The sequence below is a fragment of the Streptomyces rishiriensis genome, from assembly GCF_003112535.1.
In the GTDB taxonomy this organism is placed as follows: domain Bacteria; phylum Actinomycetota; class Actinomycetes; order Streptomycetales; family Streptomycetaceae; genus Streptomyces; species Streptomyces rishiriensis.
In genome coordinates, this window is record NZ_BEWA01000002.1 from 300,265 (window position 1) to 313,768 (window position 13,504).

16 protein-coding genes are annotated in these 13,504 nt (G+C 65.7%); 12 read left to right on the forward strand and 4 right to left on the reverse strand.

Going from position 1 to position 13,504, the window contains the following annotated elements:
- Positions 1 to 38 precede the first annotated feature (38 nt).
- The gene (locus Sri02f_RS03020; protein WP_108999487.1) at positions 39 to 983 is read left to right on the forward strand and encodes a restriction endonuclease; all 945 of its coding nucleotides are present in this window, start codon (positions 39 to 41) and stop codon (positions 981 to 983) included.
- 882 nt (positions 984 to 1,865) lie between these two features.
- The gene (locus Sri02f_RS41055; RefSeq protein WP_159106657.1) at positions 1,866 to 3,980 is read left to right on the forward strand and encodes a hypothetical protein; all 2,115 of its coding nucleotides are present in this window, start codon (positions 1,866 to 1,868) and stop codon (positions 3,978 to 3,980) included.
- A gap of 449 nt (positions 3,981 to 4,429) precedes the next feature.
- On the opposite strand, the gene Sri02f_RS42525 is transcribed toward Sri02f_RS41055, so the two are convergent.
- Genes Sri02f_RS42525 through Sri02f_RS03035 form a run of 3 tightly spaced genes read right to left on the reverse strand, consistent with a single transcriptional unit; the run spans position 4,430 to position 5,689 of the window.
- On the reverse strand, positions 4,430 to 4,813 hold the full coding sequence (locus Sri02f_RS42525; protein WP_108999488.1) for a hypothetical protein: 384 nt from the start codon (positions 4,811 to 4,813) through the stop codon (positions 4,430 to 4,432).
- Entirely contained in the window at positions 4,807 to 5,235 is a 429-nt protein-coding gene (locus Sri02f_RS03030) for an ATP-binding protein (protein ID WP_108999489.1), read from the reverse strand. Before Sri02f_RS03030 ends, Sri02f_RS42525 begins: the two co-directional genes overlap by 7 nt.
- A 46-nt stretch (positions 5,236 to 5,281) precedes the next feature.
- Positions 5,282 to 5,689, reverse strand: a complete 408-nt coding sequence (locus tag Sri02f_RS03035) for an NUDIX hydrolase (protein ID WP_059130624.1) — start codon at positions 5,687 to 5,689, stop codon at positions 5,282 to 5,284.
- 110 nt (positions 5,690 to 5,799) lie between these two features.
- Here Sri02f_RS03035 and Sri02f_RS03040 point away from each other — a divergent pair, with 110 nt between their 5' ends.
- The gene (locus tag Sri02f_RS03040) at positions 5,800 to 6,588 is read left to right on the forward strand and encodes a GntR family transcriptional regulator (RefSeq protein WP_057600682.1); all 789 of its coding nucleotides are present in this window, start codon (positions 5,800 to 5,802) and stop codon (positions 6,586 to 6,588) included.
- Positions 6,589 to 6,613: 25 nt separating this feature from the next.
- Here Sri02f_RS03040 and Sri02f_RS03045 read toward each other — a convergent pair whose 3' ends face one another.
- The gene (locus tag Sri02f_RS03045; protein WP_245970376.1) at positions 6,614 to 6,955 is read right to left on the reverse strand and encodes a hypothetical protein; all 342 of its coding nucleotides are present in this window, start codon (positions 6,953 to 6,955) and stop codon (positions 6,614 to 6,616) included.
- Positions 6,956 to 7,134: 179 nt separating this feature from the next.
- Between Sri02f_RS03045 and Sri02f_RS03050 the strand changes: the two genes are divergently transcribed.
- From Sri02f_RS03050 to Sri02f_RS03090, 9 genes are all read left to right on the forward strand, one after another.
- Positions 7,135 to 7,491, forward strand: a complete 357-nt coding sequence (locus Sri02f_RS03050) for an SCO3933 family regulatory protein (RefSeq protein ID WP_108999490.1) — start codon at positions 7,135 to 7,137, stop codon at positions 7,489 to 7,491.
- Complete coding sequence (locus tag Sri02f_RS03055; protein ID WP_108999491.1) at positions 7,491 to 8,873, forward strand: FtsK/SpoIIIE domain-containing protein; 1,383 nt, start codon at positions 7,491 to 7,493, stop codon at positions 8,871 to 8,873. Before Sri02f_RS03050 ends, Sri02f_RS03055 begins: the two co-directional genes overlap by 1 nt.
- 83 nt (positions 8,874 to 8,956) lie before the next feature.
- Positions 8,957 to 9,583, forward strand: coding sequence for a DUF2637 domain-containing protein (locus Sri02f_RS03060; RefSeq protein WP_108999492.1), 627 nt, complete (start codon positions 8,957 to 8,959; stop codon positions 9,581 to 9,583).
- Positions 9,584 to 9,594: 11 nt separating this feature from the next.
- Positions 9,595 to 9,786 carry a mobile element transfer protein gene (locus Sri02f_RS03065; RefSeq protein ID WP_108999493.1) on the forward strand — a complete coding sequence of 64 codons (192 nt, stop codon included), beginning with the start codon at positions 9,595 to 9,597 and terminating at the stop codon, positions 9,784 to 9,786.
- 16 nt (positions 9,787 to 9,802) lie between these two features.
- Positions 9,803 to 9,997 carry a hypothetical protein gene (locus Sri02f_RS03070; protein WP_108999494.1) on the forward strand — a complete coding sequence of 65 codons (195 nt, stop codon included), beginning with the start codon at positions 9,803 to 9,805 and terminating at the stop codon, positions 9,995 to 9,997.
- Positions 9,998 to 10,019: 22 nt separating this feature from the next.
- Positions 10,020 to 10,271 carry a SpdD protein gene (locus tag Sri02f_RS03075; RefSeq protein ID WP_108999495.1) on the forward strand — a complete coding sequence of 84 codons (252 nt, stop codon included), beginning with the start codon at positions 10,020 to 10,022 and terminating at the stop codon, positions 10,269 to 10,271.
- A 159-nt stretch (positions 10,272 to 10,430) separates the two neighbouring features.
- Entirely contained in the window at positions 10,431 to 11,714 is a 1,284-nt protein-coding gene (locus Sri02f_RS03080) for a replication initiator (RefSeq protein WP_108999789.1), read from the forward strand.
- Positions 11,707 to 11,946 (forward strand): helix-turn-helix transcriptional regulator, encoded by a 240-nt coding sequence (locus Sri02f_RS03085; RefSeq protein WP_108999496.1) that lies wholly within the window; start codon positions 11,707 to 11,709, stop codon positions 11,944 to 11,946. The genes Sri02f_RS03080 and Sri02f_RS03085 overlap by 8 nt, the downstream gene beginning before the upstream one ends.
- The gene (locus Sri02f_RS03090; protein WP_108999497.1) at positions 11,946 to 13,226 is read left to right on the forward strand and encodes a tyrosine-type recombinase/integrase; all 1,281 of its coding nucleotides are present in this window, start codon (positions 11,946 to 11,948) and stop codon (positions 13,224 to 13,226) included. The genes Sri02f_RS03085 and Sri02f_RS03090 overlap by 1 nt, the downstream gene beginning before the upstream one ends.
- Positions 13,227 to 13,504: the final 278 nt, after the last annotated feature.

The following is a 13,504-nucleotide window of genomic DNA, read 5'->3' on the forward strand; positions in this document are numbered from 1 at the left end:
TGATAGGTCGGTGACAGTGCGTGTGGAGGAGGGGGCAGGTGCAGCAGCCTGATGCCCGCAAGAAGACGATCAACCCCAGCGCGTACAACGCACTAGCCGACGCACTCTGGTTGATCTACTGGAACAAAGATCCCTTTGAGCTGTACGTCCGCGGGATGCTGAAGGACCACAGCGAGCTCCTGCCGCAGCTCAACTTCCAGGCCACCAAGCGCGAAGTCTCCGGCCAATTGGTCAAACTGTTGCGGGCCAATGAGACCCGGTACCTGGACGTGACCGTGGCGCTCATGCTCGACATCGCCGCCATGGACCGGTTTCCGAACCTCGAACGACAGGTCGATGGTGACGTCATGGTGGCCAAGGCCACGGCGGCCGTCGCGGAACTGCGGCGCTGGACAGGCAAACAGCAGGACATCATCAAGGAGCACGAGGAGCACGCGGCGGCCATAGCCGAGAGTGCGAAGAAGGACCAGGACGGCCGGGTCTTCGCTCAAGCTCATGACGATCTGAAGCAACGGTTCATCGTGATGCACGCGGCGACCGACAAGCACCAGCGGGGGACGGACTTCGAGGGCTTCATCAACGAGCTGTTCGCCCTGTACGACTTGGAGCCGCGGGCGGCATACATCATGGAGCACGAGCAGATCGATGGCGCGTTCTCCTTCGACACTGACCACTACGTTCTTGAGGCCAAGTGGTGGAAGGAGCGCATCGGCCGACGGGAGCTGGACGTCTTTAAAACCAACATCGAGCGCAAGGGCAAGAACACCCTAGGCTTGTACGTCAGCATGAGCGGCTTCACCTCCGATGCCCTGGCGATCTACAGCATTAGCACGCCGTTCATCACGATGGACGGTGGCGACTTCATGGCTGTGCTGGACCAACGCATCCGCCTGGACGACCTGATGACGCACAAGAGGAAGCACGCAAGCCAGACTGGTCACTGCTATCTGCCCGTCTCCAAGATTTTCTCGAGGATGGAATAACCTAGTACGAGAGGTGAAGATAGACGATTGCGCCAACAGCGGCTTCCGTAAGGCATTGACAGCCGGTCTAACGGGTACGGAGGCGTGAGGTCGGTGGAGTCTCAGTGGGTAAGGCAAGAGATGTCTTCTTGCCCTGGGTCTTGCCGGAGATCTTGGTGAGCAGGGTTTTTGCTGGTCAGGGGCGGCGGGCTCGTGCGCCTGGTGGTCGTCGTTGGTCGTCCTTGGCCACTGTTGAGCAGCCTCGGACGGCCCAGAGACGGCCCAGCCTTGCCCGGGGCGAGGTCTCGTTCGGCTGACGGCCGTCGCCTTCGTCTCGGCCCGTGTCAGCCTCAGCCGACGAAAGCCCGCCACGACGGCGCGTCAGCCGACCGCCTAGGCGCGCGTGTGCCTCGCTGTTCCCCCACCGGCTTCAGCCACGCTATTGGTGCCGTCGACCAGAGCAAGCCGCGACGGTCGGCATGGTTCCCCACACGATCTGGCACGCGTTTGGCACGGGCGCGGCCGTCTGCTGTTCGCTCGCCGCGCAGCGACCACTGCCTCAGGAGCTCGATCAACGGTGGTTCGGGGGGACCTTGTTGGTCTGCCCGGCTGGCCGCCCACTGGCATGAGGTGCTAGGCATGAGACTGTCGCAACTGAATTACTCGATTCAGTGGCGACTGCTGCGGGTAAGGAGCACAATCAGCCGTGGTACGTGTGAGCGCTAGGGGGACGGTTTGACTGACGATCCGCAGAGTGAAACCAGGTTCGAGCCGGCTGCAACGAACGACGCGCCCTCGCATGCAGAGGTTCGCAGAGGTGAGTTGAATTCCTTTATTCGCTACCAGCTAGGGCGCATGCGGTCCCTAAACGAACACCATCGGTTCGAGGACATTTGCAGAGCAGTGGCACGCCAACGGATTACGCGTAACATCCTGGCCGCCACGGGCCCTGTATCGGCCGGGGGCGACCAAGGCCGCGACTTTGAAACATTTCTGAGCTACAACAAAAGCAATATTCAGGATGCGGGCGTATTTTTTGGCCTAGAGAGCAACCAGCTAATCGTTTTTTGCTGCACCCTCCAGACTTCAAATATTCGGCGCAAGGTACTGGCCGACATCGCGACCGTCATGACGCCCACCCCCGGCCCCTCCGTGGCAGCAGTTTTCTACTTCACGGAGGTGGACATCAGTGTTGGAATGAGGCACAAATTGACCCAAGAGGCCCTGGCCGAATATGGGGTTAGGGTGGAATTGATTGACGGCAACTCCATAGCCGAACTACTTTCCGAACCCGAGACGCTTTGGATTGCAAGAGAATACCTTAATGTCTCAACTGAACTTATTAGTGGCACACAAGAGGCGAGCACTGTTGGCCGTGTACTGAACACAGGATCGGTAATCGTTCGCTCTATTTTCGAGTTGGATCCAATTCGTGATCTCGGCGTCCATCCACCCTTGCAGCTAGATGAGTGGGTCGGGATGACTCCATATATTCGGCGTTCTGTAGATGACGATCTTGACGCATTGGTGAATGCAGGAAGTGGCCTTGTCATCCTGGAGGGAAACTCGGCTTCAGGGAAAACGAGAACAGCTTATGAAGCTCTCACTAGAAGCACAGAAAAATGGGGAGAGCGCGCCATAGTAGTTCCTAAAGACGGGACCTCCCTGCGTGCCCTAATTTCAGCCGGGTTCAAGCTAGAAAACACCGTCGTGTGGCTAGACGACCTCGAAAAATTCATCGGTGTAGACGGGGTGGATGAGGGTCTAATTCGCCTCTTCGGTGCGAGCGGTGTCCTCTTCTTGGCTACTCTTCGTTCGGCTGCAAAACATGCTATGGCGTCAGCCACTGCGGGGGCGCCGGGGCGTTCATTGGCCACAGTCTCTAGAGCTGTTATGGCTGGCGCCACCAGCGTGCGTGTAGACCGTTCCCTGAACGAAGAGGAGGTCAGGGCGGTCAAGCGCCAGCGATCGGACCGTCGCATCAGCATGGCCCTCGACAAGGCAAGGCATGCGGGACTAGCGGAATTCATCGCTGCTGGACCGGCTACCCTTGAGCGCTGGCGAGATGGTCAAGACGGGGCAAACGAAGTGGGAGCAGCACTTGTATCTGCTGCTGTGGACTTCAGGCGTGCTGGATACTTTTCTCCAATTCCGCAAGAATGGATTGAAGCCGCTTTTGGTGATTACTTGGATCCTCGCACAAGGCGAAGAATTTCACAGGCCCAGATGGAACCTGCTTTTTCATGGGCAACCGAGACCCTACATGGTGCGAGTTCTTGCCTGGAAGTGGTCGGGGACCGACTTTTTTCGCCCTTTGATTATCTAGTTGACCATGTTCAAGATCAGAAGGAAGAGGAAGATAGGGCACGCCGGAATGGCCCTAGCAGGATACTCAAGACCATCCCTGATGCGATTTGGCATGAAATCCAAGATAGAATTTCAGAAAATGACCCCAGTTTTATGAGTTGTGTTGCAACTTCATCTCTCTCGTTTCATCCTGGACTGAAGTTCCGCTACGAGCTCCTCGTTGAGAACGGGTCAATATCACACGAGTCTTTGAATGACCCTGGCGTCCTCCTCAATTTTGTGCGCTCTTGCACTGAAGCTAGTCTTTGCATTCCGTGCCATGTTGCCGTTCTCCATTTGGATCTGGAGGCCGTACTCAAGGCACTTCTGGATGAATTTGACACCATCCCCAGGTCTGAATCTTTGCGCCTTAGCGAGTCTCAAATGAGTGCCGTTAGAGGGCTTTTCAGCTTGGCAGAGGATGACGCTAATCTAAGCTCTCCCGATTCGCCAGTTATGGATGCTGCCGTCAACTTCCCCCCTCACGTATGGGAAGAGGTAGGTGCATTCTTTCTGATACATGGAGCACCGACCGAGGGGCGCCTTTGGCAATTGTTCGCCGCAGCACAGAGAGGTGAGCCGGTGAAGTGGCCAGTTTCCTTGAAGAAGAATCACGGAGTCCTGATCCCCGAGTATCCGCGTAAACGAGATAGTGGCACGGACGTCAGCTGACCTTCCCTTCGATCGTCTGTGCCTTACTTCCTCTCGTCTGGCGACTCTCCATCTGTGATGGAAACTTCGGTCTAACAGTTACTGAAAAGACGGAAGAAACTTAAATAAGACAGTTGGTAAAGCGGCTTTGGGGGCGGCACATCTTGGCCCGAGTGATCATGGCCCCCTAAGCCAGCGCGTCGGGCAGTCTCCTGACCTGCCGGTAAAGCACGACGTTGGGGCCACAAGCTTCGAGGCTCACACCAAGTGGTGCTGTCAAGCTGTGGAGCCCGCCGCCCTAGCCACGACGTACCCCCTTCTCTGGCATCAGGTGGCTGCATGCTGTCCGCGCGGCACGGGCGCCGGCCGGGCTGGAGCGGGGCGGAGACAGGAGCGCAGGCCCGGTCGGGGGCCGGGCCGCGCGCGGGGAGCGGAGCGAGCCGCCTTGAACCAGTAGAGAAACTTGTAACTCAGTCGGCTCTGTGGGGCTTGAAGTCGTTCGTGCAGGCTGGGAGTTCGACGTCCTGACGATGTGCCAGGGGCAGGAATAGTGCTGGTCGGACTGTCCATGTGATGCGCGTGCTGACGTGGGTGATGGACACCGTCCACGGCTCCCGGCGCAACAGGGCTCGCCTCGTGTCGATGCGGTCGTCATGGAGCCGCGTCCACGCCTCCTGGGAAGCGGCCGTGTCCAGGGCCGGTGAGATGGTGCGCAGGATCGTCGCCACCCAGTTGTTCGCCTCCACCACCGAGTGCGCGTCGAAGGATCCGAAGAGGGCCGGCGGGCGTCGTCCGTCGAGCCGTTGGGTCCAGCACTCGCACCAGAAGCCCGGCCTGGTCGTCGTCCTCAGCACGGGTGGCCTCCTCGGCCTGCGTCGGTGAAGAGCTCCGCCGTGATGGTGTGGCCGGTCTCGCTGCCGTGGACGACGACCCGGTGAGCGATCGCGCTGACCATGCCGAGTCCGCGGCCGTGCTCGGCGTCCTGGTCCTGGTGCTCGACCTTGGGGGCCGTGCCCGTGCCTCCGGCGTCCGTCACCGATACCGCGACCACCTGCGCCGAGACGGCGACAGCCAGGTGGAAGCTGCCGGACTCGCGTCCGCTCGCCGTGTGGAGGATCGCGTTCGCGCTGAGCTCGCTCACGATCAGCTCGGCGTCCTCGGCGAAAGGGGAGCCTCGCAGGACGTCGCGCGTCCATCGGCGGGCCCGGCTGACCTCTTCCGGGAAACCTGGGCAAGACAGTCCCCAGACCCGGGCAGTACTCGTATACTCGTGCATACAAGTTCCTTCATACTGGTAGGCCGCCATGTGCAGCGGGTTCGGACTAGACGAGTTTCACGCCGTCGTGGGCGCGGATGGCCGGCGGAGACGCCGCGTCGAGTGCGTCTATGACGCGGATCGCGTACGCCTCGTCGGCGAGCTCGGAGACTTCTTCACGGGTCACCCAGCGCAGGGCGCGGGTCTCGTCGCCGGTGGTCGGCGTGCCGTCTGCCGCCTCGCAGCGGAAGACCAGCGAGACGATCAAGCCCGTCATGTTCTTGTAGACGCCGGTGAGGGTCGCGGGAAGTGCGATCTTGATGCCGGTCTCTTCGAGGACTTCGCGCTGAAGGGCTTCGGGGACGGTCTCCTCGCGTTCGAGGATGCCGCCCGGCGGTTCCCAGTGACCGTTGTCCCGGCGCTGGATCAGGAGGGCCCGGCCCTGGGCGTCGACGACGACCCCGGCCACGCTCACGGAGTGCGGGCGTTCTGTGCTCACGTTCCTCGGCCCTCTCGGATGGCTAGGCTCTCCACCGTAGCAACAAGCACTCGCCCACTCGTCTAGATACCTAAAGGAGTACACACGTGAGCCCTCTTTCTTCGGGCCTGCTCGGTGATCTCGACCCCACGAGTGATCGTGCGGTCTTCCGGCAGATCGCCGACCAACTGCGTGAAGCCATCGACCGTGGGCGATTCCGGGAGGGCGAGAAGCTGCCCTCGGAAGCGGAGCTCGTCGACCACTACGGGGTCTCTCGCATGACAGTCCGCAACTCCTTCTCCATCCTCCAGGGGGAAGGCCTGGTCCACGCCGAGCACGGCAAGGGCGTCTTCGTCCGGCCGCGTCCGCCTGTGCGGCGTCTCGCCTCGGACCGCTTCGCCCGCCGGCACCGCGAGCAGGGGAAGTCCGCGTTCATCGTCGAGGCGGATGCGGCTGGCAGTCACCCCCAGGTCGACAGCCTTGAGGTGAAGGAGGAGAAGGCCAGCCAGGACATCTCCACGCGGCTCGGGTCCGTGCGGAGGGTTCTTGCACGTCGGCGCCGCTACCTCCTCGACGGGCGTCCGGTCGAGTTCGCCACCTCCTACCTGCCGCTGGACATCGCCCGCGGAACGCAGATCGCCGAACCCAACCCCGGCCCCGGCGGCATCTACGCCCGCCTCGAAGAGCTGGGCCACCGCCTCGACCACTTCGAGGAGGAGATCCGGGCCCGGATGCCCTCGCCTGACGAGGTGCGCACGCTGAGGCTCGCGGCAGGCGTGCCGGTCATTCATCTGATCCGGACCGCCTTCGACACGGAGAAGCGGCCGGTCGAGGTCTGCGACACGGTCATGGCGGCGGACGCCTACGTCCTGGCGTACCAGCTCCCGGCAACGTGAGCGCATGACCGGCGTCAGCGGAGCACTAGACGTCCGGCGTGAACATGTCGCCGATGTTGGTCCACATGAAACCCTCGCGCCAGTCCGGCTTGCCGGTCGCCCAGCCGATGAGCGCCGCGTGCACCTTCTCCTGCGAGACGGTCTGCGTCTGGTAGTGCTCGGCAGGGACGCCGTCCCGGTACTCCAACTGGTAGGTGTTGTTGTCGCGGAACAGGACCTGGATGTACCAGTCCCCTTCGCGGTCCTCGTCCTGGCGCTCCAGCACCATGTGCTCCATGCCGCGTTGCAGGTTGGCGAGCATCGTCCCGATGGCCGGCTTCGAAGGACGCTTCACCACATGGCCGTTGGCGTTTGTCGCTATCAGCATGGCCGGATTCTGACGGATGGGTCTGACAGCGGGTCGGACGCTTCTCGAACTCGTACACCCCAACCCGCTTACTCGTATAGACGAGTGGGCAAGTTGTGTGTCAGGGTGATTGTCGTGAGCCCGAGCGATCGGGTTCGCAGATCGCTTCTTGTATAGACGAGTAGATAGGAATGAGTCCTGTGCGCACCATCCGTGTAGAGACCTCCGCCGCGACCATCCTCCTCACCGAGGCTCCCGAGCCGAAGGTCCGCGACCGGCAGACCGGCGAGATCGCCAAGGACGCCGTCAGTGGCGAGGCGCTGATGACCATCGGTGTCGTCTACATCGAGGACGGGGAGTCCTCGCTGATCAAGGTCACCGTCCCGGAAGGCGGTGTCTCCGAGGGGCTGAACCTCGGTGCGCCGGTCTCGCTGCCGGGGCTGGTCGCCCGGCCGTGGGAGTCCGTGTTCAACGGCCAGCAGCGTCACGGCATCGCCTTCCGGGCCGCCGCCGTCACCCCGGCCGCCTTCCCGGCCGTCATGGGGGCCTCGGCCTGATGAGCGATCTCGCGACGCTTCTGGAGGTGGGTGGTCCTGTCGCCGCGATCGGCGGCGGGGCCGCCTACGCCCGGGCCAACCACCCCGGTCTCTACTGGTCCGCCGTCGGCGGACCGATATCCACCGTCCGGCTGCTCAGCTCGTACGCCTCGGTCATGGAAGCCTGCGGCCTGACCGTCGCGCCGTCCCGGCTGCGTGTCCTCGCCGTCAAGGCCACCACTCGACGCGAGGTGCGGCCCGTTCCACCCCGCCGGGGCATCATCCGACCCACGTCGACCGGCTTACGGCTCCGCCTCCGCCTCGCGCCGGGGCAGGAACCCGCCGACGTCGCCGCCTCGGCCGAACGGCTGCGGCATGCCTGGGGCGTCCACGCCGTGTATGTCTCCACCGTCAAGCCCGGAGTCGTCGAACTGCGGCTCGTCGGCTTCGACGTCCTGCGGAAGGTGCGCATGCCTCGCAAGACTGAGGGCGGGTTCCTCAAGGTGCCCGTCGCGCTCCGCGAGGATGCCATGCCCTTCGTCCGCGACTACCGGGCCGTCCCCCACCAACTCACGCTCGGCGCAACACTGTCGGGCAAGTCCATGTACCTGCGCCATCTCGTCTCGGGCCTTGCACCGCAGGACGTTGCCCTCGTCGGCGTCGACTGCAAGCGCGGGGTCGAGCTGGCCCCGTTCGCCTCGCGACTCTCGGCTCTGGCTACCGATCCGGATGAAGCGGCAGAGCTGCTGCCCGTTCTGGTCAAGGAAATGGAGGACCGGTACGACCTGATCAAAGCCCGCCAGGGCATCGCCCCCAGCACTCCGAATGAGGAGATCACCTCCGACATCTGGGGCCTGCCCGGCAGCGAACGGCCCGTGCCCGTCGTGCTGTTCGTCGACGAGGTGGCCGAACTGTTCCTGACCGCCACCCGCAAGGACGAGGAACGCCGGGATGAGATGGTCACCCAGCTCATCCGCCTCGCCCAGCTCGGCCGCGCGGCCGGCATCTACCTCGAAGTCTGCGGACAGCGCTTCGGTGCCGAACTCGGCAAGGGCGCGACCATGCTCCGGGCCCAGCTCACCGGCCGGGTCTGCCACCGCGTGAACGATGAGGCCTCCGCGAAGATGGCCCTCGGCGACATCGCGCCGGAAGCGGTCCTCGCCGCATGCGCCATCCCCGCCGAACGTCCCGGCCTCGCCGTCGCGGGCGACACGTCCGGCGGCTGGTCCCGCATCCGCACCCCGTATCTCTCCCTCAGCGACGCCGCCGACGTCTGCCGGGAGACGGCCCATCTGGTGCCGGACCTTCCCGCGCTGAAGCCGTTTCGGCCCTACGTGCCCGTGCCGCTGCCCTCGGTCGAGCGGCCGGGGCCCGCGGTCCAGCCGCGCCCCCTCGCCGACTGAGCCTCACCGCACCCCGGTCGGCGTGACCGTCTCGCGCCACGTCCCTACCCCTCCCATGCCTGAACCAGGAAGGAGACGTCCTCATGCGCGCCCAACTGGCCCGCATCGACGCGGTACTCGTCCAGGCGCTCATCGCCGCCGCGCTGTCCTTCGCGCACATCCATGACGTCGCCGTGGCGGCCGGACAGGACGGCTGGAAAGCCTGGGCCTACCCCGTCTCCGTCGACCTGCTGCTCGTCGCCACCTGGCGTCGACTGCGCTCCGGCTCGTCCAAGGGGGCGGCCTGGTGCTGGTTCGTGATCGCGCTCGCCGCCTCGCTCGGTGCGAACGTCGCCACGGCCGGCCTCCTCGACCTCGGCGATGTCCCGGCCTGGCTGCGCATCCTCGTCGCGGGCTGGCCCGCCGTCGCCTTCCTCGGCGGCACACTCCTCGCCCACACCACACCCAAGGCGGCCGACGAGGTCGAGGCCATCGAGGACCAGGAGGACGAGCCCGAAACGGCCCCCGAGCCGACCGCCCCGGCACCACCCGCCATCGAGGCCCCGCTGGACCGCCCGGCCGTCCCGGTCCCGGCCGCCCTCATCGACCACGCCCGCAAGGTCGCCGCCGAGCACCACACCCGAACCGGCACCCCCATGGACGTCACCACCCTGCGCGCCCGGCTCGGCGTCCCGGCGCCCATGGCCGAAGCCATCGCCAGCCACCTCTGAAGGGAGCTCTGATGACCACCAACCGCCGCTTCCGCAACGTCACCCGCATCGGTCCCGTGCAGGTCGGAACCGCCTACGACCACCGCGGCCGCGAGAAGCACACCGCCGCCTGCACCGCCCCGCGCTGCAACTTCTCCGCCGACTACGACAGCCGCGCCGCCGCCGAGTTGGCCGCCCGCACCCACCGCTGCCCCGTCCGCTGAAAGGACCCCGTACCCAGTGACCGTCAGCCTGCCGCTCGTCGTCGTCCTCGGCTTCTTCGCCTGGGCGGCCATCAAGTACCTCGGCGTCCGAGTGTGGATCGTCGTCCTGATCACCCTCTTCGGCTTCTGGCTCTCGCGCACCTTCCTCGCCCCTGCCATCGAGTCCGGCACGCGCTCCGGCGTGGACGTCGTAAACGGCTCACATGACTAGACGAGTAGATAAGGACTTTGCCGTGTTCCTGCCGAAGTACCCGGACAACCCCACCCCGCCGCCCGCGCACACCCACGCCCCGACCGACCCGGCCCCCGTCCCGGTCCGGCGTTCGCTCCCGTCGGTCTCCATCGATCAGAAGACCGTCGCGGCCGTGCTCGTCGGCGGAGTCGTCCTCACCGCGCTCCTGGCCGCCGTCGCCGTCGCGGCCATCTCGGTCGCGGTCGCCGCCGTGGTCCTGCGCTCCCTGCTCCGCGAACACCACCGCCGCTGACCTGCGGCCTGGCCACCGGGGCGGCGCGACACCGCCACGTACTCGCCGCCTCGGTGGCCCACTCCTCCCGAAGTGCCCGTCAGAAGGAGAACCGTCATCTTCACCCGCGCCACCCCGCCCCCACTCCCGGAACTCAGCAACCTCGCCGCAGGCGGCACCCTGCCCGGTATCCTCCGCCAGCTCTCCGGCCTCGGCGGCTGCACCCACCCCATCCGCCTCGACGGCCACCGCACCGAATACGACGTCGACACCGCAACCGGCGAGATCGGCCGCATCCTCCACCAGCTCAACTCGTCCGACCTCCCGGCCGGCCAACTCCTCGTCCGCTGCAACAACCGCCGCACGACCCGCTGCCCGGCCTGCTCGGAGGTCTACCGCCGCGACACCTTCCAACTGATCACCGCAGGCCTGCGCGGCGGCAAGGGCACCCCGGAACGCGTCGCTACTCACCCTCGCGTCTTCGCCACCTTCACTGCCCCCGGCTTCGGCCCCGTCCACAACCGCCGAACCGACGGACGCCCCTGCCGCTGCGGCACCCACCACGACCAGGAGGACGAAGCGCTCGGCACCCCGCTCCAGCTGGACACCTACGACTACGAAGCCGCCGTGCTCTGGAACGCGCACGCCGGGCCCCTCTGGCGACGCTTCTCGATCTACCTGCGCCGAGAGGTCGCCAAGCGTGCGGGTCTGTCACAGCGGGAGCTCCGCGACTACGCTCGCGTGTCCTTCGCCAAGGTCGCCGAGTACCAGAAGCGCGGTGCGGTCCACTTTCACGCCGTCATCCGCATCGATGGTCCCGGTGGCGGCGAGACTCCGCCTCCGGCGTGGGCAACCGCCGAGCTGCTGACCGACGCCATCGGGGCTGCCGCGTCGAAGGTCCGTGTCGACGGCCCGACCATCGACGGCCGCGTTCACGCCTTCGCCTTCGGCCGCCAACTCGACGTCCGCACCATCCGATCCGCCGACTTCAACGACGGCCGGGAGCTCACCGAACGCGCCGTCGCCGCCTACATCGCCAAGTACGCCACCAAGGGCGCGGAGGCGGCCACGGGAGCTCTCGACCGGCCGCTCAAGTTCGTTGCCGAACTCGCCCAGCTCGACATCAGCGAGCACGCGCGCCGCCTCATCCGAACCGCCTGGGCGCTCGGCGCACGCAAGGACCTCGAACACCTCCGCCTACGGGCCTGGGCTCACATGCTCGGCTTCCGCGGCCACTTCTCCACCAAGTCCCGCCGCTACTCCACCACCCTCGGCGCACTCCGCGACGCCCGCGCCGAATGGCGACGAGCACAGGCAGCCAACACGACCGACACCGGACCCGAGACGACGTATGTCCTCGCCCACTGGGTCTTCGCCGGAACCGGCCTCTCCGACGCCGAAGCCTGGCTCGCTGCGTCCCTCGAACCCGCCCCCAGAACCGAAGGAGAGCCCACCCATGGCTAGCCGACGCCTGGCCCTGGCCGACGTTGTCGCCGAACCCCGTGCCCTGCCTTCGCGATACCTGACCCCTGAGGACCTGGTGGAGATGTTCGATCTGCCCAGCGTCGAGACGGTCTACCAGTGGCGACGCAAGCGCACCGGACCCCGTGGCTTCCGCGTCGGCCGGCACTTGCGCTTCGACCCGGCCGATGTGCGCGCATGGGTAGACTCGCTGCGCGAGGGGGCGGCTGCCTGATGGCCGGACACATCCAAGACCGCTGGTACAGGGCCGAGGTCGGTCCGGACGGCAAGACCCGCAAGGTCAAGACCGATCGTCACGGCCTCGGCATGCGCTACCGGGCTCGCTACGTCGGACCCGACGGCACAGAGAAGTCGAAGAGCTTCCCGGACAAGCAGAAGCGGCTGGCAGATGTCTGGCTGACCAGCATCGAGGCCGATATGGCGCGAGGTCAGTACATCGACCCGCAGGCGGCCCGCGTCACCTTCCGCGAGTACGCGGAACGTTGGCTGGCGGCCCTGACGACCGACCTCACGAGCCGGGCCGCCGTGGAAGGACGGTTGCGCCTCCACGCCCTGCCGTACCTCGGTGCCCGGCCCATCGGGTCGTTCCAGGCCGAGCACATCCGCGACTGGAACCGCCAGCTCGAAGACTCGGTGACGTCGGCCCGGTACCGGCGTCTGATCTTCGATGCGGTCTCTTCGGTCCTCAACGCGGCCGTGGATGACCGCCTGCTGGCCTCGAATCCTTGCCGGGCTCGATCGGTCAAGGCACCTCGTCCCGCGCCGTCACGAGTGCATCCGTGGTCCGCAGAGCAGGTCTTCGGGGTGCGTGGCGGCCTGCCCGAGCGCTATCGCGCCATGGTCGACCTGGGCGCCGGATGCGGGTTGCGGCAGGGCGAGATCTTTGGCCTGGCCGTCGACAACATCGGAGACCTGGGATGGGTGTACGTACGCCAGCAGGTGAAGAAGGTACGCGGCACGCTCGTCTTCGCGCCGCCCAAGCGCGGCAAGCTCCGTGACGTCCCCCTCGACCCCGAGGTGTCCGCCGCGCTCCACGACCACATGGAACGCTTCCCGCCCGTAGACGTGACCCTGCCCTGGCTGACTCCGACTGGGCCCAAGGTCACGCATCGCCTCGTCTTCACGAGCGGCATCGGCGCGGCCATCTGGAGTCAGGGCTTCAACGACCAGGCGTGGAAGCCTGCACTGGTTTCCGCCGGCATCATCCCAACCCCCGAGAAGGGGCAGCGGTACGCAGCCGCCCGCGAGCACGGCATGCACGCCCTACGGCACTTCTACGCCTCGGTGCTCCTGGACGCCGGAGAGAACATCAAGGCCTTGAGCCTCTACCTCGGTCACAGCGACCCGGGGTTCACGCTCCGCGTGTACACGCACCTGATGCCGTCCAGCGAGACTCGGACCCGAAAGGCCGTCTCCGCGATGTACCGGGCCGCCGAGCACGCTCACGACGGCCCCGAGACGGCTGACGGCCCAGAGACGGCCCAAGCGGCCTGAGACGGCCCCTCATCGGCGACATAACCGCTGGTGAGGGGCTTTTTTGTGCCCTCCTGCGGTAAGTAACACCCCATCTTGCCTGAGGTCCACCCCCGGGTGGTAACCCGAATGACGGGGGACGGCTGACCTGGGGTTTCGTCGTAGACGACCGATGGACGGCCCCTGGACGACCCCGGACGGCCCCTGGGTCACCTCCGGGCGGTCCCCGGGCGGCCCCGGGCGGCCGATATACGTCCGAGGTCGCCGTCCCGGCCCCCGTGACCCGGCCCCCGCCGCCC

Excerpts from the sequence above, each read along its gene's own strand:
- Sri02f_RS03055 (WP_108999491.1), top strand. The coding sequence starts at position 7,491 with ATGAGCGATCTCGCGACGCTTCTGGAGGTGGGTGGTCCTGTCGCCGCG.
- Sri02f_RS03065 (WP_108999493.1), top strand. The coding sequence starts at position 9,595 with ATGACCACCAACCGCCGCTTCCGCAACGTCACCCGCATCGGTCCCGTG.
- Sri02f_RS03045 (WP_245970376.1), bottom strand. The coding sequence starts at position 6,955 with ATGCTGATAGCGACAAACGCCAACGGCCATGTGGTGAAGCGTCCTTCG.
- Sri02f_RS03060 (WP_108999492.1), top strand. The coding sequence starts at position 8,957 with ATGCGCGCCCAACTGGCCCGCATCGACGCGGTACTCGTCCAGGCGCTC.
- Sri02f_RS03030 (WP_108999489.1), bottom strand. The coding sequence starts at position 5,235 with ATGCACGAGTATACGAGTACTGCCCGGGTCTGGGGACTGTCTTGCCCA.
- Sri02f_RS03090 (WP_108999497.1), top strand. The coding sequence starts at position 11,946 with ATGGCCGGACACATCCAAGACCGCTGGTACAGGGCCGAGGTCGGTCCG.
- Sri02f_RS03085 (WP_108999496.1), top strand. The coding sequence starts at position 11,707 with ATGGCTAGCCGACGCCTGGCCCTGGCCGACGTTGTCGCCGAACCCCGT.